This is a genomic window from Azospirillum sp. Sh1, assembly GCF_008365135.1.
Taxonomy (GTDB): Bacteria; Pseudomonadota; Alphaproteobacteria; order Azospirillales; family Azospirillaceae; genus Azospirillum; species Azospirillum oryzae.
Window position 1 is genome coordinate 53691 of sequence record NZ_VTTK01000026.1, and the last position, 22953, is coordinate 76643.

Below are 22953 nucleotides of genomic sequence, written 5' to 3' on the forward strand. Positions count from 1 at the left end.
GGAAGACGGGCCGGGGAGAGGACGGCGGCCCGAATAAGGACGGGCTTTCTCTAGCACGGGCGGGACCGGCACCGGACATGAAATCTCCCTCATCATCCATGCGGAGACTCCGGCCGGGCCGTTGGGCGGACCGTTTGGCGGGGGGCCGGCGGGGTGAGGGAACAAGGTGGCCGATCTTTGCGTTCCCTCGCGATGGACGACACCGACGGCGACCGCGACAGTCCTTCCGCCTCCCTGCCCGCCGGGCCGGAGCCCGAGCATCGGCTGACCGCCGAAGAACTGGCATTCCTGCTGCGCGACCCGATGCTGCTGGCGCGCGAGGCGGAGCGCGCCGCCCGCTCCAACCGCAGCCGCACCGAGCGCCGCGCCGCCGACCCGGCCTATGCCGAGCGGCTGCGCGCCGGCGACCGCGAGCGCCAGCGGCGGCGCCGCCTGCGCGACTCTATCGGCCGTCCCGAACCGCCGGAGCAGCCGGCCGCCGCCCTGCCCGACCTGACCCTGGCGCAGGCGGCGGAGCGGCTGGTCGACCACCTGAACCGCGACGCCTCCGCCCAGGCGGCGCAGCTGCGCGCGCGGCCCGACCGCATCCGCCTCTATGCCGAGACCTTCGTCGCCTACCGCACCCTGTCGGCCGACGGTGTCCGCCCGACCCGCGGCGCGCTTGCCGCCCTGCTGAAGTCCCGTTTCGGCCGCAGCGTCACCCCGTCCCAGGTTCAGAAGCTGCGCGACCATGTGGAGGGGTTTGCCGCCGCCGGCGGTCCCTGGGCAGCAGCGCCAGCGTTCCGGGCCAACGCCCGGAAGGGGAGTGGCGGCAAGGCCGATACGGACAGTCACGCACCACGGCCCCCGCGGCCCTGAATCCGCCGTATCGGGCGCCGATCGGCGCCGCGCTGATATGGTTAATTATGTATTAATAATGGTCCGACCAACGGTGCCGGGCCGCGACAGCCGATCGCCGATGCGTGACGCGGTGTATCGGCCTGTCGAACAGAAAGTTGTTCTGCAAGCGTCCGAATATTTACCACAACCAGAAGGTTTCTGATCACCATTTGTGGCAGTGCAAACTCTATCCGGTCACGATTGTCGAATTCCTGTAAACAAAAAGCTGTCGACCCAACCATTGGGCGAGCCGGAAGATTCCGGGATTTCCGCAAAAGGGTTGAATGCAGGGATCGGACAAGCCCTTCTGGCATTTGATCCTCATCGCCTGCGGAATAATACAAAGCTGTAACAGCACAACTCTCGCGAATGCTGCGGCACCATCGACGCCTATCGGAATATGGCGGTCGTGCACCAATATTCAAAAGTTTTCTCTTGAACATACCCAAGGAATGTGTGAACAATCTTTTCATTCTCGCAAAGAGAGGCTGCGGAAGACTGGGCATCGGAGACCAATGGACATGAGTGAACCGACGGCGCGCAAAAGAGGACGACGCGGATCGCCGGAATCCTGGTCTGTAGACGCCCATGTCGGGCAGCGCGTGCGGATGCGCCGGACCCTTCTGGGAATGAGCCAGGAAAAACTCGGCGAGGCGATCGGCCTGACCTTTCAGCAGGTTCAGAAATACGAACGCGGCTCCAACCGCATATCGGCCGGAACCCTGTACCGCCTCGGACAGGTGCTGGATGTTCCGGTGAGCTTTTTCTTCGACACCTACAGCGATGCCGACGGCCTGCGCCGCTCGCGCGGCGGCTTTCAGGAGTCGGACGACAACGACACCCAGATCAGCCGGCGCGAGGCGCGGCTTCTGCGCCTGTGGCGCGCCGCCCCCTCCCATGTGTCCGACGAGATGCTGTCGCTGCTCTCCGCCCTGTCACCGGAAATCAAGGAGCCGCCGGAAGGCCCCGACGAGGGCGAGGACGGCGATCCCGACTCATCGACGTCCCAGGACCCGATGCAGTCATCCGATGGCGGCAGCAGCCTGGCGGGCAGCGAAATCGTCGCCGTGGCCCCGGAGAGGGAAAACGCCCGCAAGGCCGGCCGCATGGTCCGCAGCGATGCGCCGCGGATCAAGCCGGTGAAACCCGCCGATGGCTCCAGCGAGAGCAAGGCACGCCGCCGTCATGGCGCGGTTTGGGATCCGACCGACATCCTGCGTGCGACCAAGCCGTCGCCGCGAAGCTGAAGGCGACAGGACGACCGACAGGACTCCGGCATGTCATCCGCACATCAAAAAGGCTCCGCATCGATCGATGCGGAGCCTTTTTGCATGGAATGACGCACCCGGGGCGACGGTTGTGACGACCGGCCGCCAACCCGTCGAACGGGTGCCTACCAGCTGCGAACCGGGCCGACGTCGAGATGGACGAAGCCGCTGCGCGGGTAGTAACCGACGCCGCCCGACTGCATCGCCTTCGCCATCTCCGAGATAGCGCGCAATTGGGTGTCGGGCAGGCGGATGTCGATGGCCATCCCGCGGGTGTGATAGCTTTCCTTCGCCACCCCGCGCGACCGGCGCCGCGCCATCGCATTGGTGCGGCGGGAGCGGTAACCGCAGATCACTTCGAACGGATCGTCCGACCCGACGCTCTGGTGAACACGGGCGAGCAGGTCGAACAGGCGCGGATCGTAACGACAGACCTGCTTGGCCCGATGGTCGCGCAGCAGCACGTCCAGCTTGCGCAGCGCATCCGGCTTGTAATGGCCGTCGGCCCAATAGACGCCGTCGAACCGCTCTTGCGTGTTGATGTTGTGCAGGCTGATGCGCCGGACGCTGCCGGCAAGGGGAGCGGCCTCCGCGCTGCCCGACCCCAACAGGACCGGCGCCGTCGCCACACCCGTCGCCACGCTGGTGGCGACCCCCGTCATCAATCCCGAAGCGGCCGGAAGGGCCGACGTTACCGCCGCGGCGGCAAAACCCAGGAACCCGCGCCGACCGATGGCCGGAGCGGCACGCTCGTCATCCCCCAAATGCATCCCCGAACCTCGTCGTTTTACGTTTTTGGCCGTTCTACGCTGTGGCCGTTCGGCGTTTGGCGGGTCGCGTGGCGCCCGCGGCTGGTATAACCTTATGACCAACGCTGGTCCGAAGCGTCCCGTCTGGTGTGAATCGTCTCCGGACGGGTATCCGTATAAGGAAGGTCATCGGTCGAGGCAACCAAAAAATTCTGCACTGTGACCTTCTTGCATAGGCAGGTCATAGGACGGCGGCAGGAAGATCACACCGGGAGAATGATCGACGGAATTTCGCGCCGCACGCCTCGCCTTCCATTATTGCGTTGCATAAATTGTTCGAAAGGGCGGCGGCGCGTTCATTCGTACGCACAGCCGGCCCACTGTGACAGAGGGTATCCGACATGACCGTTTCCGCCGACCTCCGCAAGCCCCGCAAGCTGGCCATGCTGGCGCTCGCTGCCGCATCGGCGCTGGCGCTGCTCGGCGTCGGCCCCGCGGACGCCCTGCCCTACCGCGACACGCTGACGCAATGGGCCGACCGGCTGGACGCCGCCGCCGTGGAGCTGGACCGCAACCCGGTGCAGCCCTCCACCCGGATCGGCGAAGGCGGCCTGATGAAGCTCGGCAGCAGCGGCGAGCGCGTCGGCCGGCTGTCGCAGCGGCTGGTCGAACTCGGCCTGCTGTCGGCCGACAAGGTGTCGGAGGTCTTCACCGCCGACATCGACCGTGCGGTCAAGGCCTTCCAGCTCGCCCAGCGGATGAAGCCGGACGGGCTGGTGGGCGCCGGCACCCGCGCCGCCCTGGACCGCACGCCGGCCGAGGCCGCGGCGCTGATGCGGCAGAGCGCCGTCGCCATGCGCAGCTTCCGCGACACCGCCCCCGACAATGTCCTGGTGGTGAACCTGACCGACCAGACCACCACGCTGGTGCGCGGCGGGGAGGAGGAGCTGACGATGCGCGCCATCGTCGGCCGGCCGTCGCGCGAGACGCCGCTGCTGACCGACCGCATCACCCACGTCATCGTCAATCCGACCTGGACCGTGCCGCCCACCGTCCTGAAGGAAGACAAGCTGCCGATGCTGCGGGCCAAGGGCGTGCCCGGCATCCAGAACGCCATCGTCTATCTCGACGGGCAGGAGGTGGCGCCGGAAACGGTCGACTGGCACGACGTCACGCCCGGCCGGGTCCGCATCGTGCAGCAGCCGGGCGACCACAACGCGCTCGGCCGGTTCCGCTTCAACCTGACCAACCCCTACGACATCTATCTGCACGGCACCAACGAGCCGCGGCTGTTCGCCCGCGAGCTGCGCTCCATCAGCTCCGGCTGCGTCCGGCTGGAGGACCCGCGCCGGCTGGCGGAGCTGCTGCTGCAGGGAACCACCGTGACCCCGGCGCGGATCGACCGCATGCTGAGCAAGCCCCAGCCGCAGTGGGTCAAGCTGGCCACGCCGATGCCGGTCCAGTTCGTCTATTGGATCGCCACGGTCGAGGCCGACGGCGCCGTCCGCCTGCATCCGGACATCTACGACCGCCTGGACGACGTGCCGGTCGGCGCATCCGCCCCGGCGGTGGAACCGGCGCCCGGCTCGCTTCCGGCCGTCGCGCCCGCAACCGCCCCGGCGACCATCCCGGCGGTGACGCCGGCCGACACCGGCCGCGCCGCCATGCCCGATGGCACGAGCGGCACGGCCGGCGGGATGGCGGAGAAGTCCCGCGTCTGAGGGGCTATCCCCGGCGGCGCGTCTTCTTGCTGCGGTTGGGCGGCACGGCGGTGGAGGCCGCTTCCTCCGGCGTCGGCCAAACCTCCCGGTCGCCGCGCATAGGGATGCCCATCTCTTCACCCTGGTCGGCAAGGCCGGGCTGTTCGCCCTGATTGGCGATGCTCAGCACCGGCTCCACCGGCTCGGTCCGCATCGCGGTCGCTTCCGGACCGCCGGCCGGGTTGGGCTTCAGCGTGTCGCGGTAATTGTCCTGGATCGCGATCTCCTCGCTGGCCAGTTCCCAATGGGCGGCGTCGCGGCCTTCCGGGCGGCCTTCGCCTTCCCAAATCTCATGCGCGCGCCGACGGATGCGGCTTTCCAAATCCTCGGCCATACGGGTCGTCTCCATTCACGGGTGGGCCTTCCAAAGAGGGAAAGCGGAGCGGCCGGCGGCGCCCGTTCCGACGCCCGGCCGCTCCGCCGGTCCCCTTATGAACCCCGTCGCTCCCCCACCGGTTCCGACACGCCTCTTCACAGGCCTTTGCTCCCACCCCGGGCATGCCCGGTCGCGGCACCGTTTCCGAACGGCAACGCCCCTGTGAAAAGCGGCGGAGCCGCCACATTTTCGCCGCTTGTCGTTTGAATTAACCCCATCGGGATGATATTGCACCGCCATCAACCGGCGGTCCGCAGATAGTGGCTGGGCCAAGCGACGGGACCGATATGTTGCGCATTTCCTGGCCGAACGCCGCATCCCACAGTTCCAGCCACCGGATGGCCGACAGCCGCCGGGGCCGTGGCCTTGCGCTGGTCCTGCCGGCGCGCGGCCAGGGCTCCGGCAGACTGCTCAAGGCCGCCCTGCTGGCCTGCGCGATCGCCTTGCCCGCCCTGCCCTCCCACGCCGCCGAATCGCCCGCCAAACGCCAGCACGCAGCGAAGGTCGAGCAGAAGGCGCCGGCCCCGGCCGCTGCCCCGGCCGCTGCCGATGGCCCGGTCCTGCAGCTGGGCATCTTTTCCCGCGACGGCGACGCCTGGTGGAGCTGGAAGAACCTGCAGCGGCGCGAGCACGACCTGACGGCCGGGATGACCGCCTCGGTCATGCTGCTGGACGGCAAGAGCGAGGCCGGCGGCGTGGCGCTCTACGCCCAGGTCGCCAAGGGCACCGACGCGCGGGCGCTGTGCCGCCGGATCGTCGGCGCCGGTTTCGGCTGCCTTGTCGTCGACCGCCCGGCCCCGGCCGCGACGCCGGCGCCCGTCACGTTGGCGCCCGTCACACAGGCGAAGACCACCCCCGAAAAGGCCGCTCCCGAAAAGAGCGCGACGGCGCCCGTTCCCGACGTTGTCCCCGTGCAGGCGGCAACACCGGCGCAGCCGGCCATCGTTCCGTCGCCCGCGACCAAGCCGCCGGCCGTGACCGTGGCCGTCGCCCCGCCATTGCCCGACGGCAAGCCGCCGCAGCCAGCCGTAGAGCGCGAGCCGGTGACGGCGACGACCACTTCGGTCCTGGCGCCGATCGGCTCCGCCGTCGCCGCTCCGCTGCCGCCGCCGTCCGTCGCCGCAGCCTTGCCGCCGGCCGACGGTCTGGTCATCTACAACGAGGAAGATGCCCGCACCATGGCGGACATCGAGCAGCACAGCCGCCGCAAGGGCCGGCTGCGCTCGGTGATGCCGGATTCGCGCTACGACGTGATGCCGGCGACGTTGAAGCGGGAGAACTGGAACCTCTGCGCCCTGACCTTCGACGACGGGCCGCACCGCACGGTCACCCGTCAGGTTCTGGACATCCTGAACCGCGAGGGCGTCCGCGCCACCTATTTCCCGGTCGGCCGCATCGCCGAACGGCAGGGGGATCTGATCCGCGACTTCGTCGCCGGCGGGCACGAGATCGGCAACCACAGCCTGACCCATTCCGACCTGCGCAAGATGGACGCCGCCGGCGCCCGCTACGAGATCACGGAGACCAACCGCATCCTGCGCGAATTCGGCGCCAACCCGGTGCTGTTCCGCCCGCCCTACGGCCGCTATTCGGACGATCTGCTGACCATCGCGCGGGAGGAGCATATGGGCTCCGTCCTGTGGTCGGTGGACACGCGCGACTGGCAGGTGCGCAATGCCGACAAGATCGTCAGCCAGATCAAGCTGGGCGGCCTGCCGGGCAACGTCTTCCTGATGCACTCCACCTATGCCAGTACGGCGCAGGCGCTGCCCCGCGTGATCGCGGAGCTGCGGGCCAAGGGCTGCGAGTTCGTCACCCTGTCCGAATGGCTGGAACGGGCGCGCGTCCTGGCACTGCCGAAGATCGTCAACGCCGGCATGCCCTCGCCCGTGGCCGGAACGCCCACCGACCGCCAGTAAGCGGCCTACGCCCTTACCGGGCGGGCTTGCCGTCCTGCTTCTTGCGGTTCTGGGCGTATTGGCGGATCACCGCATCGACCTCCGTCGGCAGGATCGACCAGGTGGCGCCGACGGTGTCGCCCTTGATCTCCACCACCGCGACGGTCGCGTTGAAGGTGAACTTGCCGGCGGGATCGTCGACACGCACCGACACCTTGGCGTTCTGACCGACGATCAGCGACCCGTCGAAGCCGCGGGCGACGAAACCCTTCGGCGTCAGCGACACGATGGGAAAGCTCTTTCCGTCGCACTGGATGACGCTGACCGGTATGCGGCCGGCAGGCTTGGCCGCCTTGTTGTCCTTCACCGCGACCTTCAGGAAATCGAAAAGCCCCATCCCGCGCCCCCGGAAAACCACCCCGGATCACCGGGAGGAAGGGCGAATGCCGCCCTCACCCGCGATTAAACGCGGGTGCGCCCCGCGGAGCAACGGAATCCTTATCGGGAGTAATCCTAGGGAAAAGCCTGAACGGGCGATCTCTGCAGTGGCCTGAGCGGCGGCCTCAGCTGCGGAAGGACTCCTGCATGGCGGCCCAGGCCCGGTGCGCCCGCCTGACGGACAGCAGTGCGAAGGGCAGCAGGGTCACGAGGACCACCGCCATCCCGACCATGACCGACAAGGCTCCCAGTGCATCGGTGGTGGGAAGCCGGGCCACCAGACCGGCCAGAAGATGCAGGATCAGCGCCCCCAGCACCGACACCGCCAGCAGAGGACCGACGACGGCCGGCAGCAGGCCAAGGGCGCCACGCCGCGAGCGCCCGGCGGTCCCGGCCGTGGCGGCATCCTCCGCCGCCCATCCCGACCGGCCCGCCGGGTACGGCATGCCGGCGACACCCCGCACAACGCTCCGCATTGGCTCCTCCGCTCTGGCTGTCCTTCCGCACTCCGTACGGCTGCATTTCGAAGGTCCGCCCGGAGTACCGCCAGTCGGGGTACCGAGAGAACCGGCGCGGGAACTATAGGATGCTTTCTCCGGTCTGGCTAAAATCCAAAACGATTACCCCCTTGCGCAGAGCCCCGCCCCGGCCTCGGCCCAAAGCACAGGCATCGAAAGTACAGGTCCGGCCGACAGGCACGACGGGAGGCATGGCCGCCGGCAAAGCCGACGGTCTCCACAGAGGCTGTGGATAACTGTGTGGGCAAGCCGTGGGCAGTCCCGATTCGCGCTAGGCGATTCAACGGGGCCACGGTGTTTGCCCAAAAATCAGGCAAATGACGCAAGCACCTGATTTATAAAAGAAAACCCTGTTTTTTCGCTCTCGGAGCCCTGGCCGCGTGTCAACCGAAATCTGTCACATTCCGCCCGACCCTGCGATTTCACACCCTGTTGTGCCCTGTTGACAACTGCTCCCAAGGGCATTCCACCATCGTTGCGGGTGGGGCGGCCCTCATCGGCCGCCCTATGACCTTCGGAGAGGCAGGGTCTCCGCAACCGCCGAATTCCTTCAGCTCTCCGTCTTCACCCAGCAGCGCAGGACCTCCGCCACGCTCCAGGCCTGGGAGATGCAGCCGCGCGGGGTGAAAGGCGCCTCCGCATCGAAGATCTCGCTGATGGTGCCGATGCCGGCCTCGTCCAGATGCGGCAGGAAGCCCTCCAGCAGGCGCCGCGCCCCCGCCTTGTCCTCCGGGTGCAGCTTCAGCCACGCATCGACATAGGGGCCGATCAGCCAGCCCCAGACGGTGCCCTGGTGATAGGCGGCGTCGCGCGCCCGCAGGTCGCCGAAATATTTGGCCTTGTAGTCGCGGCAGCCCGGCGCCAGCGACCGCAGCCCCAGCGGGGTCAGCAGACGGCTTCGCACCGTTTCCACCACCGGATCCCATCGTTCGCGCTCCAGCACCGGATGGTCGAGCGAGACGGCGAAGATCTGGTTGGGCCGGCAGGCGATGTCGTCGCCATGCTCGCCATCCACCACGTCGAACAGATGGCCGGCCGACGGGCACCAGAAGCGCGCGTTGAAGGAGGCGTGGGCCTGATCGGCCAATTCGGTCAGCGGACGGGCGGCGGCCTCGCCGTCCTCCTCGCGCAGCCAGCCGGCCATCAGCCGCAGGGCATTATACCACAGCGCATTGATCTCCACCGCCTTGCCCCGGCGCGGCGTCACCACCCAGTCGTCGACCTTGGCGTCCATCCAGGTCAGCTGGTAGCCCTCCTGCCCCTGGCGCAGCAGCCCGTCCCTTGGGTCGACGCCGATGCCGAACCGGGTGCCGCGGCGGTGGTGGTCGATCACATCGTTCAGCTTGGGCAGCAGCAGGCGCAGCGTGTCGCGGTCGCCGGTGGCGCCCAGATAGCGGTGCAGCGCGTGGAAGAACCACATCGTCGCGTCGGCGGTGTGGTACAGCCCGCGATCCTTGCCGTCGGGGAACATGTTGGGGATCAGGCCGTCGCGGATGTAATGGCCGAAGGTGTGCAGGATCCACCCGGCTTCCAGATGGCGGCCGGTGGCCAGCGTCAGCCCTTCCAGCGCGATCATGGTGTCGCGGCCCCAGTCGGTGAACCAGTGATAGCCGGCGATCACCGTCCGCACCTCGTCGCCCTCCGCCCGCGCCCGCATCTGGTCGGCGACGCGGCCGGCCGGCACGAACAGGAAGCTGTCGGCAGACAGCACCAGTTCCGCCATCGCCCCGTCGCGCAAGGCGGGATGGGCGTTCTGGATGATGCGGCGGCGGCGCTCCGTCTCGAACACCAACACGTCCTGCGGCGGCAACGCCTCCAGCCGCCACCAGTCCTCGGTCGCCGCGGCGAAGGTGATGCTCTGGCCCGACCCGACCTCGCCGCTGAAATAGCCGGGCGTCCACAGCGAACCGCGCGCCTGATAGCCGCGTTCGTCCTCCACCCGGTAATAGACGTCGCGTCGGATGCCGCCGTCGAGCGTCATTGGGAAATGGCCACCCTCGATCGCCATGCGCAACACCGGCAGGTCGGGTCCGGCGGAAACCTCGTAACGCTGCCCGGCCGCGGTGATGCGATAGTCCCCGGCGAGCGGTCGGTCGACCGCCGATTCCTGCGTGCGGAAGGCCAGCACCGGCCGCAGATGCAATTTCACCGGCGCCTTCGTCTCCATCACCCGATAGGTGACATGGACGATGTTCTGGCCGTGCGGCAGGACGACCTGCTTTTCGATCACCGCCCCGCCGGCGCGGAAACGCCAGACCGGCAGGCCCGACTCCATTCGGAATTCCTGCAAGGCGGCGGTCTGGCCCTCCTGCCCCGCTTCGCCGCCCTCCGCATCGTCTCCCGCGGGATCGCCGCCGGTGTCGCGGCTGCTCAGCCTGTAGCTCCGGCCGTCGGCGTCGATGACCACGTCGCTCAGCTGGCTCAGCATCAGCACGCGGCCGAGCGGAGCCGGCAGCGCCGCGATCAGCAGCCCGTGGTAACGCCGCGTCACCGCCCCCGACACGGAGCCCGAGGCGTAGCCGCCGAGACCGTTGGCGACCAGCCATTCACGGGTCTCCGCGCCTTTGGGACCGGTGTTCAGGATATCGCGCGACAGGGTGCGGACAAAATCAGCCATGGTGGACCTATGCTCTGCAATCGGTTTCCGACCCATGTGAAACCACGATGACCGGGGTTGTGTTGCCCCCGGCCCCGTCGCTTTTCTTTGGAAAATCGCGCGCGGGGGCCAGAACCAGCGCCGCATGGCCGGGCAGCCGCCATGCGCCGTCCGACTGTTCCACCGCCGCCGAGCCGCCGCCGCCATAGGCGGGCTCCTCGCTCGACCACAGCAGCATCCAGGCGCCATCCACGAGCGGCGGCGCCAGCAGCGGCTCCGCCAGCACGCGAAGCGTCAGGTCGCGGCCCAGATTGACCAGGACCAGCCGGTCGTCGCCCTCCTCCTCCCCGAAGAAGCGCAGGACGAAGGCCTCCTCCCCCAGCACCGCGCCATCCAGCCCGCCGACGCGCTGGGCGGCGAACACCGGGTCCTCCCGGCGCAGGCGCAGCAGGTCGCGGTGCATCGTCCAGACCGCGGCGTTGGCCTCCCGCTCCCGGTGGTCGAGCTTGCAACGGGTGAAGCTGTCCTCCGCCTGCGGCTTGGGCAGTCCGGCGCTCATCGCCGGTTCGGCGATGCTGGGGAACTGGGCCAGGAACTCCGCCCTGCCCGTCTCGACCAGCGCGGCGAGGTCCGGCTTGTGGTCGGCGAAATAGAGGAAGGGGGCGCCGGCGGCGAATTCCTGCCCCTGGAACAGCATCGGCGTACCGGGTCCCAGCAGGATCAGCGCCGTCATCGCCCGCAGCAGCCCCGGCGCGGTCAGCGCATGCAGCCTCGAGCCCCTGGCGGAGTTGGCGATCTGGTCGTGGTTCTGCAGGAAATTGACGAAAGCCGGCCGCGGCATGGCGAGGGCCGGCATACCGCGCCGCTTGCCCTGCCAGCGATACCACTGCCCCTGATAGAGGAAGCCGTACTTCAGCGCCGACACGAACTCCTGCGGGGTGCCGCGGTAATCGCTGTAATAGGCCTCGTTCCGGCCGGTCAACGCCACCATGGCCGAATGGTGCAGGTCGTCGTTCCAGATGGCGCACAGCCCGCAACCACCCTCCTCGGCCGGCTTCACCATGCTGGCATGCTGCGGCTCGTTCTCCCCCACCAGGATGGCGGCGCGTCCGTCGGCCGCCTTGCGCACGGTGAGGGAGATCTCGGCCAGGATGTGCGGTTCTCCTCTCTCTTCGCTGCTGTCGAAGATCGACTGGGTGGCGTCCAGCCGCAGCCCGTCCAGGTGGTATTCCGCGATCCAGTAGGCGGCGTTGCAGAGGAAGAACTCCCGCACCGGTTCCGAGTTGGGACCGTCGAAGTTGATCGACTCGCCCCAGTCGTTCTTGTAGCGGTCGGTGAAGTAGTCATCGGCGAAGCATTTCAGGTAATTGCCGTCCGGACCGAAGTGGTTGTAGACGACGTCGAGAATGACGGCGAGCCCCAGCCGGTGCGCCCCGTCGACGAAGCGCCGCATGGCGTCGGGATCGCCATAGAGCCGCGTCGGCGCGAACAGGTTCACCCCGTCATAGCCCCAGCCGAAGCGGCCGGGAAACTCCGACACCGGCATCACCTCCAGCACCGTCACGCCGAGATCGGCCAGCGCCGGCAGCTCCCGCAACGCGGCGTCCCAGGTCCCGTCATGCGTGAAGGTGCCGATGTGCATCTCGTAGATCACCTGGCCCTTGATCGCGCGGCCTTGCCAGTCCTGATCGGTCCAGGCGAAGCGGTGCGGATCGACCAGCTGGGACGGGCCGTGCGGTCCCTCCGGCTGGAAGCGCGACATCGGATCCGGATAGCGCATGTCGCCGCCGTCCAGCCGAAAGCGGTAGAGCCCGCCGGCCTCCAGCCCCGGCACGGCGCCGGAGAAATAGCCGTTGGCCTCGCGCTCCAGCGCCGTCGCCCGCCCGTCCGGTTCGGCCACAAGCTCCACACGCCCGGCCTTCGGCGCCCAGACCCGCGCATGGGCACCGCCGGGCAGTAACTCCACACCGATGGGCCAGCGGCGTTTGACGGTGGCCTGCACCTGCTCGACAGGCGGTACGACGGCGGACAACTTCACGGCAACGGCCCCCTGGAACGAGTGATGCGGACTTGCCTTGCGGCAATGGTCAACAGAGGCTGGGCGGCGTGGTTGCAGACAGGCCGAAAATTGTTTCAGAGGCTAAGGGTTTTGGGGTCAAGTGTCGGCTTCGGGTGCCCCCTCCCTAACCCTCCCCCACCTTCGGTGGGAGAGGGAACTCCGCCGCCGAGCGAATCAACCCTCTCCCGCGCAGCGGGGGAGGGAGGGACCCGCGGCGAAGCCGTGGGAGGGAGGGGGCAAAGCACCGCCCCCCTCACACCCTCTCCCCAAAACTCCGCGCCGCCGCGTCGATCACCAGCGGGTGGGCGCGCAGCGCGGTCAGCGCCGCTTCGACCTTGTCGTCGGTGACCTCCAGCGTCACCACCACGTCCGAACGGTCGCCGCGTTCGGCGTCGCGCTCCTCCCGCCCGCGCTGCACGACATCGCCGAAGCGGTCGCGCAGGCTGCCGACGATCTCGGCCTCCACACCCCGGCCGCGTTCGGCGGGATAGGCATAGACCAGCTCCATGGCCGCTCTCCCTTTTCGCTTTAGCCTTGCGGGGCGAAGACGACGCGCATGCAGTCGTCCGCCTTCTCCTTGAACATGCGGTAGGCCTGCGGGCCATCGTCCAGCGGCAGCCGGTGCGTCATCAGATATGAGGGGTCCAGGTCGCCGTTGCGGATGTGCTCGAACAGGCGCCCGGCATAGCGCTGGCCGTTCTGCTGGCCCATGCGGAAGGTCAGGCCCTTGTTCATCGCCGCGCCCATCGGGAACTTGTCGATCACCCCGCCATAGACGCCGACGATCGACAGGGTGCCGGCCTTGCGGCAGCTCTCGATCATCTGGCGCAGAACCGCCGGCCGGTCGGTCTGCAGCCCCACCGCCTGCTTGGCACGGTCGTACAGGTCCTCCACCGCGTTCGACGCGCTGTCGGCCTCCATGCCGACGGCGTCGATGCAGACGTCGGGACCGCGCCCGCCGGTCATCGCCTGCAGCGCGTCGAAGACGTCGACGCGGCTGTAGTCCAGCGTCTCCGCCCCCACCTTCATCTGGGCGGCGCGCAGCCGGTCGGGATAGCGGTCGATGCCGATCACCCGCTCCGCCCCCAGCAGATAGGCGCTGCGGATCGCCATCTGGCCGACGCCGCCGCAGCCCCATACCGCCACCATGTCGCCGGGCTTGATGCCGGCCATGTCGGCGGCCATGTAGCCGGTCGGCACCGCGTCCGACACGAAGACGGCCTTCTCGTCGCTCACCCCCTCCGGCACGCGGAAGGCGTTGAAGTCGGCATAGGGCACGCGGATATAGTCGGCGTGGCTGCCGGCATAGCCGCCGAAGGCGTGGCTGTAGCCGAAGATGCCGGCGCCGCAATGGCCGTAGGCGGTGCGGGCATAGTCCGGGTTCGGGTTGGAGTTGTCGCACAGCGAGCTTTCGCCGTGCCGGCAGTGCCCGCAATGGCCGCAGCCGATGATCGAAACGGTGATGACCCGGTCGCCGCGGTTGAGATAGCGGACCTCCGGCCCCTTCTCCACGATCTCGCCGAGGAACTCGTGGCCGATGATGTCGCCGGGCCGCATGGTCGGCACATAGCCGTCGATCAGATGCAGGTCCGACCCGCAGACCGACGACAGCGCCACCTTGACGATCACGTCATGCGGATTGACCAGAACCGGGTCGGGCACCCGCTCCACCCGCAGATCGTTGGTTCCGTTCCAGCAGAGCGCCTTCATTCCGTCGCCTCCCGGAAAGTACCCGATCCATCCCCGCGCGGCTGCCGTTCGATGGTCGACAGTTCACCGGTCTCCACCCGCTGTTTCAGCCGGCGCAGCGCCTCTTCCGCCTGCCCTTCCGGCGTCACGCCCAGAAGCGCCGCCACCTCGCCGGCCGGAACCCGGTAGACCAGCGTCAGCCGCACCTCCGTCCCGCGGTCGCCGGGCGCCGGGCTCAGCATCAGCGAGGCGCGGTGCGGCAGCGCCGTCTCGCCCACCGTGTGCCAGGTCAGCAGGCGGTCCTCGTCGACGCGGTCGAGCACGCAGCGCCAGCTCGGCCCCTCGCCGCCCGAGACGGCCTTGGCGATCCAACGGCTTTCGGTGGCCGACAACACGTCGACCCGCTCCAGCTGCGGCATCAGTTTCGGCAGGTTGGCGAAGTTGCGCCAGAAGCGGAAGACCGTCCCCGGTTCGGATGCGATGGTGACCACGGCCTGCTTCCGCTCCGGCGTCAGCGACCGCCGGCGGGAGGCCGGGCCGTGGCTGCGCCAGCCGGGGTTCGATACGGTGCGCAGCGGCCGTCCGCCGAACGAACCCAACCCCAGGGCGCCGACGGCGAACAGGCCGGCGCCGCCGAGCGCCAGCATCGCCCCGCCCCATCCCGACCGCCGCAACCCCATCACGCCCAGCGCGGTGCCGCCCATCATGGCAAGCCAGCGTCCGCCGGTCGCAACCTCGCCCGACCCAAGGCGGTCGCCGATCCGGCTCAAGCCCGAGCCGAAAGTGTCCGGCCGCGGCCAGCGGCCGTCTCCGGTCAAACTGTTCGACGCCATCGCCGCTCCTTTCCCGTTTGTCCAATGCCTGTGGCCAGAGTCACTGGGCCAAAGTCTCTGGATGGAGAACAGCCGGGTTGCGGCTTCGTTGCCTCGCCCGCCCCGGTATGCGGCAACCGTGGGGCGTTCCCGCTGTTACCATCTTCAGCAGCCGAGATCGGAAGGGAGAATGGCCGTGCCGCTTCTGGACGCCACCATGGGGATCGCCGACGCCGAAGGCTTTCAGCCGGCGACGCTGGAAACCGACCGTGGCCCGGTCGAGGCCCGCTATTACCCGGTGCCGGGCGGGGTTCTGGCGGTGATTTGGGTCGGCGGGGTCGGCGGCGGCTTCGACACGCCGGCGCGCGGGCTCTATCCCCGGCTGGCCGCCGACCTGACCGCCGACCGCATCGCCTCGCTGCGCCTGCGCTTCCGCGATCCGCGCGACCTGGAGGAGTCGGTGTACGACCTGCTGTGCGGGCTGAGCTTCCTTGGCCGCCAGGGCATCCACCATGTGGCGCTGGTCGGCCATTCCTTCGGTGGGGCCGTGGTCATCCAGGCGGCGGCGTCGAACCGCGGCGCCGTCTGCACGGTGGTGGCGCTGGCGACCCAGGGCTACGGCACCGACCCGGTCGGCGATTTGTCCTGCCCCATCCTGCTGGTCCATGGCGAGGCGGACGAGATCCTGCCGCCCAGTTGCTCCATCCACGTCCACCGCAAGGCGCGCGAGCCGAAGAAGCTGGTCCTGGTCCCCGGCACCGGCCACGCCCTGGAGGAGGCGTCGGAGGCGGTCTGCCGCGAGGTGCGCGACTGGCTGAAGGAAAACTTGCTGAAGAAGTAGAGGGGAGCAGACGCCCCTCTACTTTCCTTCGCCTCAGCTTTCCTTCGCCTTTTGGGTGTCGCTGATCGGCTGCACGCCCGGCGGATGGTCCTGTTGCGGCTGCGGCTGTTGCTGCTGGGGCTGCTGTTCCGGCGGCGGCTCGCGGCGCGGCGGGCCGGCCTTCACGTCCTGATAGACCGCCTTGGCGATCTCCAGCAGTTCCTCCTTCGACAGGCGGCCGGCCAGCGCGTAGGCCAGCGGACCCTCGACCCAATAGAAGGTCGCGACGTCGCCGTTCTGGGTGAAGCTGAAGTTGGACTGGTTGCCGCCCTGGGGGGCGCCGACGAAGAGGGTGATCCGCTTGTTGGCGTCGTTGGCATACATGTACTGGGCGCCGGCGCCGAGGTCGGTCGGCAGCGACCGGCCACCGATCAGCCGGTAGCCGACGCGGCCCAGGTCCGGACCGAACACGTCGCGGCCCATCCGCTTGGACAGCCAGCCGTTCAGCTCGTCCTGATTGTCGGCGCCAAGTTCCACCTGGAAGCGTTCGTCCGAGGTGTAGAAACGGTGCGCCTGCGTCGCCTCCTGGGCGAAGGTGGCCAGCGTCTGGCGCTGCTGGGCGACGGGGGCCGCGCCCTGCTGGTCGGCGCCACGGCCCATCCAGCCGCCGGCGGCGCCGGCGACCACCAGCATCACCGCCGCGGCGAATCGCACCAGCGGGCGGGCATGCCAGGCCGGACGGTTGTCGTTGAAGGCGATGCGACCCTTCAGCCGGTCGGACAGTTCCTGAACCGTGTCGCTCGGCGGCTCGCGCAGGACGGCGTCGAACATCTCGTGCAGCAGCAGCCCCTGGGCGCGGTAATCCTCCGCCCGGCGCGCCGCCTCCGGATCCTCGGCAAGCCATCGCTCCACCGCCAGGCGGCGGTTGCCGTCCAGCTGGCCATCCACATAGGCGTGGAGTTCGTCCTCCGTGACCCGTCCAGTCGCTTGATGCGCGTTCATCACTTCACCCGCCGGAGGGTGACGCCACCCTCGTTCGCCAGTTTCGCCCGCACCGCCTCGCGCGCCCTGGATAGGCGCGACATGACGGTCCCGATCGGCACGCCGAGCATGTCGGCGACCTCGTCATATTTCAGGCCCTCCAGCGCCACCAGAAGCAGCACCTTGCGCTGTTCCTCCGGCAACTCGTCGACCGCGCGCATCATCTCGCGCAGCTCGACACGCTCTTCCTGCCGGGCCGGGCTGACCAGCTTCGATTCGACGTCGGCGACGTCGACCTCCTGCGGCCGGGCGGCCTTGGAACGGACCTGATTGACGTGGACGTTGTGCAGGATGGTGAAAAGCCATGCCCGCAGGTTCGTCCCCGCCTGGAAGCTGTCGGCGCGCGCCACCGCGCGCGTCAGCGCCTCCTGCACCAGATCCTCCGCATCCGCACCGTTGCGCAGCAACGCACGCGCGTAGCGCCGCAAGGACGCGATGTGGACTTCCAGATCGACCCCGAATTTGCTCAACCGCGCACCCGTTCCTTACCGGTAACGCCAAGGCTCACGCCATGGACTCCCCCTTCCAGCGAGAGGCCGGACGGGACGACGAGGGCGCCGCAACTCCAGGGCCGGGCCGGCTCACTCGACCCTGCGGCCGAAATGGGGACCCGATGCATATGGGTGCGAACGCGCGCCGCGCATCCTTTATTCCAGACTTTGTCAGGCTTGCAGCAAAATTTGTGCGGTACGGCCACGCTTGTGCCGAAAAGGCTTCAGGTGGGCTGTTGGATGATCGGATGGGATATGCCCGCCCTTCACACACCATCCGGACGCTACGCCATTCCTTCCAGGATGATTCGGATCGCACTCGGCGAGAAGGAATGGTAACGCAGCGACGTGATCAGGTCGTGGACCAGTTCGGGCTTTGGGCGCAGAACGGTTCCATGGGCCCTGATGATCCCAAAGGCTGCCCGAGCAGCAATCATCTCGTTGACGAACAGGTGCAACGGGTTTCCGGACCATCTCCGGCGGGAAGGGATGCTGGATCCCGCGCTCTTCAAGAAAGTGTATGACGGTGGAAATGCGGAAGACACGGAAGGGCTTCAGCTTGCGGACCCAGAAGGCTATGTGACCGGCGACCTTGAAGTGATTCGGGTTCGGGACGCCGGGAATGGATCCGAAGCCCTTTTCCGCTTCCAGAACAGCCTCTTCGGAAATTTCCCGGTCGTGGAGGATGGAGCATTTCAGCTCGATTTCAACGCGCCGCCGTGCATCATCAAGAAAGGCAAAAGCCTCATCCAAATTGGGAAACCGTGCGTCGGCCAAGGATCATTACCCCTGGGAACGGCTCAGGAGACGCGCCACGTCCTTCCAGAGATCGCCGTTCTCGCGGTCGAAATCCTCAAGCCCCTTCCGGGCAAGGTCGTAATCGACCTTGGGACCGGTATTGTGGGCGTAAGGCTTCTGTATCTTTTCGATTTGGGCTTTGGACAGGCCCGCTTTGTTTTCGACCGGCATTCCAGATTATCCTTCAGGCCCCATCCTGCGGCCAGAAAGCCGGAATGGGTATGGAACGACATATCTATTCATCGCACCGCATCTTAGCCGGCGCAAGAGCGACGGCCAGGATTTTGCGCGACATGATGACGTTACCGGTCACAGGAAAAGCGTGGTGGGCCCGGCCGGATTCGAACCGACGACAACACCGTTATGAGCGGCGCGTTCTAACCGCTGAACTACAGGCCCTACCGCGGGGCGCACTTTGCGACAAAGCTTCGGGGAAATGCAACCCCTCGTTCATCGTTCCGACGCAGAAGCCCGAAAACGAAAACGGGGGCCAACCGGCCCCCGCTCCGTCTCGAAAACAAGCGTCCCGGATCAGGTATCCAGGAAGCTGCGCAGCTTGCGCGATCGCGACGGGTGCTTCAGCTTGCGCAGCGCCTTCGCCTCGATCTGGCGGATACGCTCGCGGGTCACGTTGAACTGCTGGCCGACCTCTTCCAGCGTGTGGTCGGTGTTCATGCCGATGCCGAAGCGCATGCGCAGCACACGCTCCTCGCGCGGCGTCAGCGAGGCCAGGACGCGGGTCGTCGTCTCGCGCAGGTTCGCCTGGATGGCGGCGTCGAGCGGCAGGACCGCGTTCTTGTCCTCGATGAAATCGCCGAGATGCGAATCCTCCTCGTCGCCGATCGGCGTTTCGAGGGAGATCGGCTCCTTGGCGATCTTCAGGACCTTGCGGACCTTCTCCAGCGGCATCATCAGACGCTCGGCCAGCTCTTCCGGGGTCGGCTCGCGGCCGATCTCGTGCAGCATCTGGCGGCTGGTGCGGACCAGCTTGTTGATCGTCTCGATCATGTGGACCGGGATGCGGATGGTCCGCGCCTGGTCCGCGATGGAGCGGGTGATGGCCTGACGAATCCACCAGGTGGCGTAGGTCGAGAACTTGTAGCCGCGCCGGTACTCGAACTTGTCGACCGCCTTCATCAGGCCGATGTTGCCCTCCTGGATCAGGTCCAGGAACTGCAGGCCGCGGTTCGTGTACTTCTTGGCGATCGAGATGACGAGACGCAGGTTGGCCTCGACCATCTCCTTCTTGGCGCGGCTCGCTTCCTTCTCGCCCTTCTGGACGGTGGAGACGATGCGGCGGAACTCGTTGATCGGCAGGCGCGCCTCGTCGGCGACGTTGGAGATCGCCTCGCGCGTCTTGCGGATGTCGCTGTCGTACTTCTCCGCGAACTTGCCCCAGGTCTTGGGGTTCAGGCCGCGGATGCGCTCCAGCCAGTTCGGATCCAGCTCGTGGCCGAAATACTGGTTCAGGAAGTCCTCGCGCTTCACCCGGCACTCGGTCGCCATGCGCAGCAGGCGGCCTTCGAAGCCGGTCAGCTTGCGGTTCAGGCCATAGAGCTGCTCGACCAGCTGTTCGATGCGCTGGTTGTTCAGGCGGACGGTGTTCATCAGCTCGACCATCTCGGTCTTGAGCTTGTCGTACTTCTTGTCCGTCTGCTTGCCGACATCCTCGCCGCGCTGCATCGCGCCCATGCGGGCCTCATGCAGCTTGTGCAGCTTGTCGTAGGTCGCCTTGATGTTCTCGAAGGTCTCGATGACCTGCGGCTTCAGCGCGGCTTCCATCGCGGACAGCGACAGGCTGTTCTCGCCCTCGTCGCCTTCCTCGCCCTCGTCGCCCTCGCCTTCGGCGCGCGGCGGACGCGGCTCGTCGCCTTCCTCGTCGGCCGGCGCTTCGGCGGCGGGAGCCGCACCGGCGGTGCCGGCGGGACCGACGGCCTCGACCACCCCGGCCAGACCCTCCGGAATCTCCTCACCGTCCGGACCGCCGCCATAGGTGGCGTCCAGATCGATGATGTCGCGCAGCAGCATCTTCCCTTCCATCAGGGAATCATGCCACTCCAGGATGGCGCGGATGGTCAGGGGCGATTCGCAGATCGCGCCGATCATCATCTCGCGGCCGGCCTCGATCCGCTTGGCGATGGCGATTTCGCCTTCGCGCGACAGCAGCTCCACCGAACCCATCTCGCGCAGATACATGCGCACTGGGTCGTCGGTGCGGCCGATGTCGTCGTCGTCGAGATTGCCCGACGAGCGGCCTTCGCCCTCGCCGCCGGCCTCGCCGCTGTTCTCCGAATCCTGCTCTTCCGATTCGACGATGTTGATGCCCATTTCGGACAGCATCGCCATCGTGTCTTCGATCTGCTCGGAAGAGGACGAATCCTGCGGCAGCGCTGCGTTCAGCTCGTCATAGGTGACATACCCGCGCTCCTTGCCGCGGGCGATCATCTTCTTGACGGCCAAACCCATGCCGTCCATCAGAGGACCGTCTGCGGATTCCTCCCGCGTTTCGGAAACTTCCACGCTGTTCGCAGCTTTCGTGGCCATGCGATCGGTGCCCCCGCATTACCCCAGTGAATAAAGACGAAAGGAGCGCCCGGTCCCGGTTTCCCGGCCCGTCCGCCCCACCCCCAACCATGTATCTACCCAGAACCCGCCATCACAGAAACTGTCATGCGGCCCCGTCCTGTTGCCCTGTGTCCCGTCAACCGATGCCCGATTGCCGATGATACGAGTCATCAACCGTCAGACATCGTCAAAGTCACTGTCGTCCGCATTACCCAGACCGGACTTTATGACCTCCTGCTGAAGAGCCACGACCCTCGCGAAGTTGGCCTCGCTGTTGTCACGGGTCAGGGCCGCCTTCGCTTCCCTAAGATCGTCGAGCACCCGCTCGTGATGCAGATGCCGCCACGCAGGCCACCATCCCTTCCTGGCGTCCTCCGTAGAGGCGTCGGGACGGGCGAAGCCGGCATGGACATAGGTCGACTCGCCTAGCAAAGCACCGACCATGGTCTCATGGCCGGCGGATGACAAGTGGCGACAAAGCGCAGCGGCGTCAAGTGTCGAGTCGTGATTGCGGTCGTCGGAAAGGCATTCAATGACCGCCCAGCGCAGTTTTTCCAGCTCCGGGTCACCGAACGGCAACAGCCCCAGCGGCTCGGCCAGTTCGCCGAACAATTCCGGATGATTGATGAGCGTCGCCAGCAGGATCCGCTCCCGCATCGAAGCGAGGCGCGAGGCGCGGCCGCGCCCCTCCCCGACCGGCTTGGAGGTCAGGCGGCCCGGCGTGCCCGGCACATGGCGGCGTGGCGCCTCGCCGAAGCGGCTCCGCCCCTGCCCCGGCACCCAGGGGCCGCGATTGTAGCCCTGGCGCACCGGGGCGAAGGCCTCGTCGACGCGGCGGCGCATCTCGGTGCGGTAGAAGCTCTGGACGTCGCGGTCGGCGATGGTGGCGACGCGGGCCTCCAGCGCCGCCTTCACCGCGGCCTTGGCCTCCGGCGTGTCGGTCGGCCGGCCTTCGCTCTCCATTCGCCACAGGGCGTCGGACAGCGGGATGGCCGCCTCCAGCACCGCCCCCATCGCCTTGGCGCCGCTGGCGCGGATCAGGCTGTCGGGGTCTTCCCCCTCCGGCAGGAAGGCGACGCGGGCCGACTGGCCGGGGGCGAGGTGCGGCAAAATGCGCTCCACCGCCCGCCACGCCGCGCGCCGGCCGGCATTGTCGCCGTCGAAACACAGGAAGGGCACCTTCTCCGCCGCCGGGATCAGCTTCCACAGCTCCTGCACCTGCGTCTCGGTCAGCGCGGTGCCCAGCGGCGCCACGGCGCCCTCGAAGCCGGCGCGGACCAGCGCGATCACATCCATATAACCTTCGGCGACGATCACCGGCTTGCCGTCCGCCGCCGCCTGCCGCGCCCGCGACAGGCCGTAGAGCAGCGTGCCCTTGTGGAAGAGCGGGGTGTCGGCGGTGTTGACGTATTTCGGCCCGTCGCCCTCCAGGATGCGCCCGCCGAAGGCGACCACCTGCCCGCGCCGGTCGGTGACCGGGAACATCACCCGGTTGCGGAAGAAGCTGTAGGGAGACCGGCCGTCGTCCGGCCGCTTCAGCAACCCGGCATTGACCATGTCCTCATCGGAAAAGCCCTGCTTGCCGAGATGGGTGCGCAGCGCGTTCGAATCGCCGGGGGCAAAGCCCAGCCGGAAGCGGGCGATGGTCTCGCCGTCCAGCCCGCGCCGCATGAAATAGTCCAGCCCCGGCCGCCCGGCGGGCGTGTGCAGCTGCTGTTCGAACCAGCGCGCCGCCTGTTCGACAAGGTCGTGCAGGGTCTTGCGCCGCTCGTAGCGCTGGCGGTCCTCCTCCGTCGGGCGCGGAACCGGCAAGCCGGCCTCGCCGGCCAGATGCTCGACCGCATCGGGGAAGCCGAGATTGTCGTGGCGCATGACGAATCCGATGATGTCGCCATGGGCGCCGCAACCGAAGCAATGGAAGAAGCCCTTCTGGTCGTTGACGTAGAAGGAGGGCGACTTCTCATTGTGGAAGGGACAGGGGGCCTTGTACTCGCGGCCGGCGCGGATCAGCCGCAGCCGCTTGGATACCACTTCCGACAAGGTCAGCCGGGTGCGCAGTTCTTCCAGGAATTGGGGCGGGAAAGCCATGGTCGAACGGTCACCGGGGTACGAAGGACGATGGGCGGGGGCAAAGGGCGGAGCAATGGGAGCCAGGCTATAGCAGAGGCATAGTATGGGAACCAGCGCCGCCGTCCC

The 22953-nt window shown here is 67.7% G+C and carries 19 protein-coding genes, 1 tRNA gene and 1 pseudogene; 5 read left to right on the forward strand and 16 right to left on the reverse strand.

Translation table 11 applies throughout. From position 1 onward, the window contains the following. Positions 1 to 177: 177 nt before the first annotated feature. Together FZ029_RS22705 and FZ029_RS22710 are read left to right on the forward strand one after the other, a co-directional pair. Positions 178 to 858, forward strand: a complete 681-nt coding sequence (locus FZ029_RS22705; RefSeq protein WP_247892451.1) for a hypothetical protein — start codon at positions 178 to 180, stop codon at positions 856 to 858. Between the two features lie 542 nt (positions 859 to 1400). Next, positions 1401 to 1652, forward strand: a pseudogene (locus FZ029_RS22710) (helix-turn-helix transcriptional regulator); the annotation flags it as partial. A gap of 620 nt (positions 1653 to 2272) precedes the next feature. On the opposite strand, the gene FZ029_RS22715 reads toward FZ029_RS22710, so the two are convergent. After that, positions 2273 to 2917: a DUF882 domain-containing protein gene (locus tag FZ029_RS22715; protein WP_149272049.1), complete on the reverse strand. Its 645-nt coding sequence runs from the start codon at positions 2915 to 2917 to the stop codon at positions 2273 to 2275. Between the two features lie 380 nt (positions 2918 to 3297). On the opposite strand from FZ029_RS22715, the gene FZ029_RS22720 reads away from it, so the two are divergent. Further along, a complete protein-coding gene (locus tag FZ029_RS22720; protein WP_149272050.1) occupies positions 3298 to 4617 on the forward strand; it encodes a L,D-transpeptidase family protein in 1320 nt (439 codons plus the stop codon). Positions 4618 to 4621: 4 nt separating this feature from the next. On the opposite strand, the gene FZ029_RS22725 is transcribed toward FZ029_RS22720, so the two are convergent. Beyond that, on the reverse strand, positions 4622 to 4990 hold the full coding sequence (locus FZ029_RS22725) for a DUF2934 domain-containing protein (RefSeq protein ID WP_149197678.1): 369 nt from the start codon (positions 4988 to 4990) through the stop codon (positions 4622 to 4624). A gap of 329 nt (positions 4991 to 5319) precedes the next feature. On the opposite strand from FZ029_RS22725, the gene FZ029_RS22730 reads away from it, so the two are divergent. Beyond that, positions 5320 to 6951, forward strand: a complete 1632-nt coding sequence (locus FZ029_RS22730) for a polysaccharide deacetylase family protein (protein WP_149272051.1) — start codon at positions 5320 to 5322, stop codon at positions 6949 to 6951. Positions 6952 to 6964: 13 nt separating this feature from the next. Here FZ029_RS22730 and FZ029_RS22735 read toward each other — a convergent pair whose 3' ends face one another. The 7 genes from FZ029_RS22735 to FZ029_RS22765 form a co-directional block, all read right to left on the reverse strand. Further along, positions 6965 to 7327, reverse strand: a complete 363-nt coding sequence (locus tag FZ029_RS22735) for a hypothetical protein (RefSeq protein WP_149197260.1) — start codon at positions 7325 to 7327, stop codon at positions 6965 to 6967. Positions 7328 to 7493: 166 nt separating this feature from the next. Further along, complete coding sequence (locus FZ029_RS22740) at positions 7494 to 7814, reverse strand: hypothetical protein (protein ID WP_149272052.1); 321 nt, start codon at positions 7812 to 7814, stop codon at positions 7494 to 7496. A 622-nt stretch (positions 7815 to 8436) separates the two neighbouring features. Continuing rightward, positions 8437 to 10503, reverse strand: coding sequence for an amylo-alpha-1,6-glucosidase (locus FZ029_RS22745; RefSeq protein ID WP_149272053.1), 2067 nt, complete (start codon positions 10501 to 10503; stop codon positions 8437 to 8439). Positions 10504 to 10510: 7 nt separating this feature from the next. Then, positions 10511 to 12520: a malto-oligosyltrehalose trehalohydrolase gene (gene treZ / locus FZ029_RS22750; protein WP_247892452.1), complete on the reverse strand. Its 2010-nt coding sequence runs from the start codon at positions 12518 to 12520 to the stop codon at positions 10511 to 10513. A 274-nt stretch (positions 12521 to 12794) separates the two neighbouring features. Further along, on the reverse strand, positions 12795 to 13049 hold the full coding sequence (locus FZ029_RS22755) for a hypothetical protein (RefSeq protein ID WP_149197263.1): 255 nt from the start codon (positions 13047 to 13049) through the stop codon (positions 12795 to 12797). Positions 13050 to 13069: 20 nt separating this feature from the next. Further along, on the reverse strand, positions 13070 to 14251 hold the full coding sequence (locus tag FZ029_RS22760; protein WP_149272054.1) for a zinc-dependent alcohol dehydrogenase: 1182 nt from the start codon (positions 14249 to 14251) through the stop codon (positions 13070 to 13072). Beyond that, on the reverse strand, positions 14248 to 15063 hold the full coding sequence (locus tag FZ029_RS22765) for an SRPBCC family protein (RefSeq protein ID WP_149272055.1): 816 nt from the start codon (positions 15061 to 15063) through the stop codon (positions 14248 to 14250). Before FZ029_RS22765 ends, FZ029_RS22760 begins: the two co-directional genes overlap by 4 nt. Before the next feature lie 169 nt (positions 15064 to 15232). Here FZ029_RS22765 and FZ029_RS22770 point away from each other — a divergent pair, with 169 nt between their 5' ends. After that, entirely contained in the window at positions 15233 to 15883 is a 651-nt protein-coding gene (locus FZ029_RS22770) for a dienelactone hydrolase family protein (RefSeq protein ID WP_247892453.1), read from the forward strand. A gap of 33 nt (positions 15884 to 15916) precedes the next feature. On the opposite strand, the gene FZ029_RS22775 is transcribed toward FZ029_RS22770, so the two are convergent. The 7 genes from FZ029_RS22775 to dnaG all read right to left on the reverse strand — a co-directional run bounded on the left by FZ029_RS22775 (position 15917) and on the right by dnaG (position 22845). After that, on the reverse strand, positions 15917 to 16864 hold the full coding sequence (locus FZ029_RS22775; protein WP_149197266.1) for an anti-sigma factor: 948 nt from the start codon (positions 16862 to 16864) through the stop codon (positions 15917 to 15919). Next, entirely contained in the window at positions 16864 to 17373 is a 510-nt protein-coding gene (locus FZ029_RS22780; protein WP_085089022.1) for a sigma-70 family RNA polymerase sigma factor, read from the reverse strand. The genes FZ029_RS22775 and FZ029_RS22780 overlap by 1 nt, the downstream gene beginning before the upstream one ends. A 192-nt stretch (positions 17374 to 17565) precedes the next feature. Beyond that, entirely contained in the window at positions 17566 to 18171 is a 606-nt protein-coding gene (locus FZ029_RS22785; protein WP_149272056.1) for a hypothetical protein, read from the reverse strand. A 6-nt stretch (positions 18172 to 18177) separates the two neighbouring features. Beyond that, the gene (locus FZ029_RS22790; RefSeq protein ID WP_149272057.1) at positions 18178 to 18363 is read right to left on the reverse strand and encodes a hypothetical protein; all 186 of its coding nucleotides are present in this window, start codon (positions 18361 to 18363) and stop codon (positions 18178 to 18180) included. A gap of 152 nt (positions 18364 to 18515) precedes the next feature. Continuing rightward, a tRNA-Ile gene (locus tag FZ029_RS22795) sits at positions 18516 to 18591 on the reverse strand. Positions 18592 to 18723: 132 nt separating this feature from the next. Next, positions 18724 to 20736: an RNA polymerase sigma factor RpoD gene (rpoD, locus tag FZ029_RS22800; protein WP_149197270.1), complete on the reverse strand. Its 2013-nt coding sequence runs from the start codon at positions 20734 to 20736 to the stop codon at positions 18724 to 18726. A 198-nt stretch (positions 20737 to 20934) separates the two neighbouring features. Beyond that, entirely contained in the window at positions 20935 to 22845 is a 1911-nt protein-coding gene (gene dnaG, locus FZ029_RS22805) for a DNA primase (protein WP_149272058.1), read from the reverse strand. Positions 22846 to 22953: the final 108 nt, after the last annotated feature.

Bases quoted from the DNA above. Each gene is read 5' to 3' on its own strand.
- FZ029_RS22715 (WP_149272049.1), bottom strand. From the start codon at position 2,917: ATGCATTTGGGGGATGACGAGCGTGCCGCTCCGGCCATCGGTCGGCGC.
- FZ029_RS22720 (WP_149272050.1), top strand. From the start codon at position 3,298: ATGACCGTTTCCGCCGACCTCCGCAAGCCCCGCAAGCTGGCCATGCTG.
- FZ029_RS22725 (WP_149197678.1), bottom strand. From the start codon at position 4,990: ATGGCCGAGGATTTGGAAAGCCGCATCCGTCGGCGCGCGCATGAGATT.
- FZ029_RS22730 (WP_149272051.1), top strand. From the start codon at position 5,320: ATGTTGCGCATTTCCTGGCCGAACGCCGCATCCCACAGTTCCAGCCAC.
- FZ029_RS22735 (WP_149197260.1), bottom strand. From the start codon at position 7,327: ATGGGGCTTTTCGATTTCCTGAAGGTCGCGGTGAAGGACAACAAGGCG.
- FZ029_RS22740 (WP_149272052.1), bottom strand. From the start codon at position 7,814: ATGCCGTACCCGGCGGGCCGGTCGGGATGGGCGGCGGAGGATGCCGCC.
- FZ029_RS22745 (WP_149272053.1), bottom strand. From the start codon at position 10,503: ATGGCTGATTTTGTCCGCACCCTGTCGCGCGATATCCTGAACACCGGT.
- FZ029_RS22755 (WP_149197263.1), bottom strand. From the start codon at position 13,049: ATGGAGCTGGTCTATGCCTATCCCGCCGAACGCGGCCGGGGTGTGGAG.
- FZ029_RS22760 (WP_149272054.1), bottom strand. From the start codon at position 14,251: ATGAAGGCGCTCTGCTGGAACGGAACCAACGATCTGCGGGTGGAGCGG.
- FZ029_RS22765 (WP_149272055.1), bottom strand. From the start codon at position 15,063: ATGGCGTCGAACAGTTTGACCGGAGACGGCCGCTGGCCGCGGCCGGAC.
- FZ029_RS22770 (WP_247892453.1), top strand. From the start codon at position 15,233: ATGGCCGTGCCGCTTCTGGACGCCACCATGGGGATCGCCGACGCCGAA.
- FZ029_RS22775 (WP_149197266.1), bottom strand. From the start codon at position 16,864: ATGAACGCGCATCAAGCGACTGGACGGGTCACGGAGGACGAACTCCAC.
- FZ029_RS22790 (WP_149272057.1), bottom strand. From the start codon at position 18,363: ATGCCGGTCGAAAACAAAGCGGGCCTGTCCAAAGCCCAAATCGAAAAG.
- rpoD (WP_149197270.1), bottom strand. From the start codon at position 20,736: ATGGCCACGAAAGCTGCGAACAGCGTGGAAGTTTCCGAAACGCGGGAG.
- dnaG (WP_149272058.1), bottom strand. From the start codon at position 22,845: ATGGCTTTCCCGCCCCAATTCCTGGAAGAACTGCGCACCCGGCTGACC.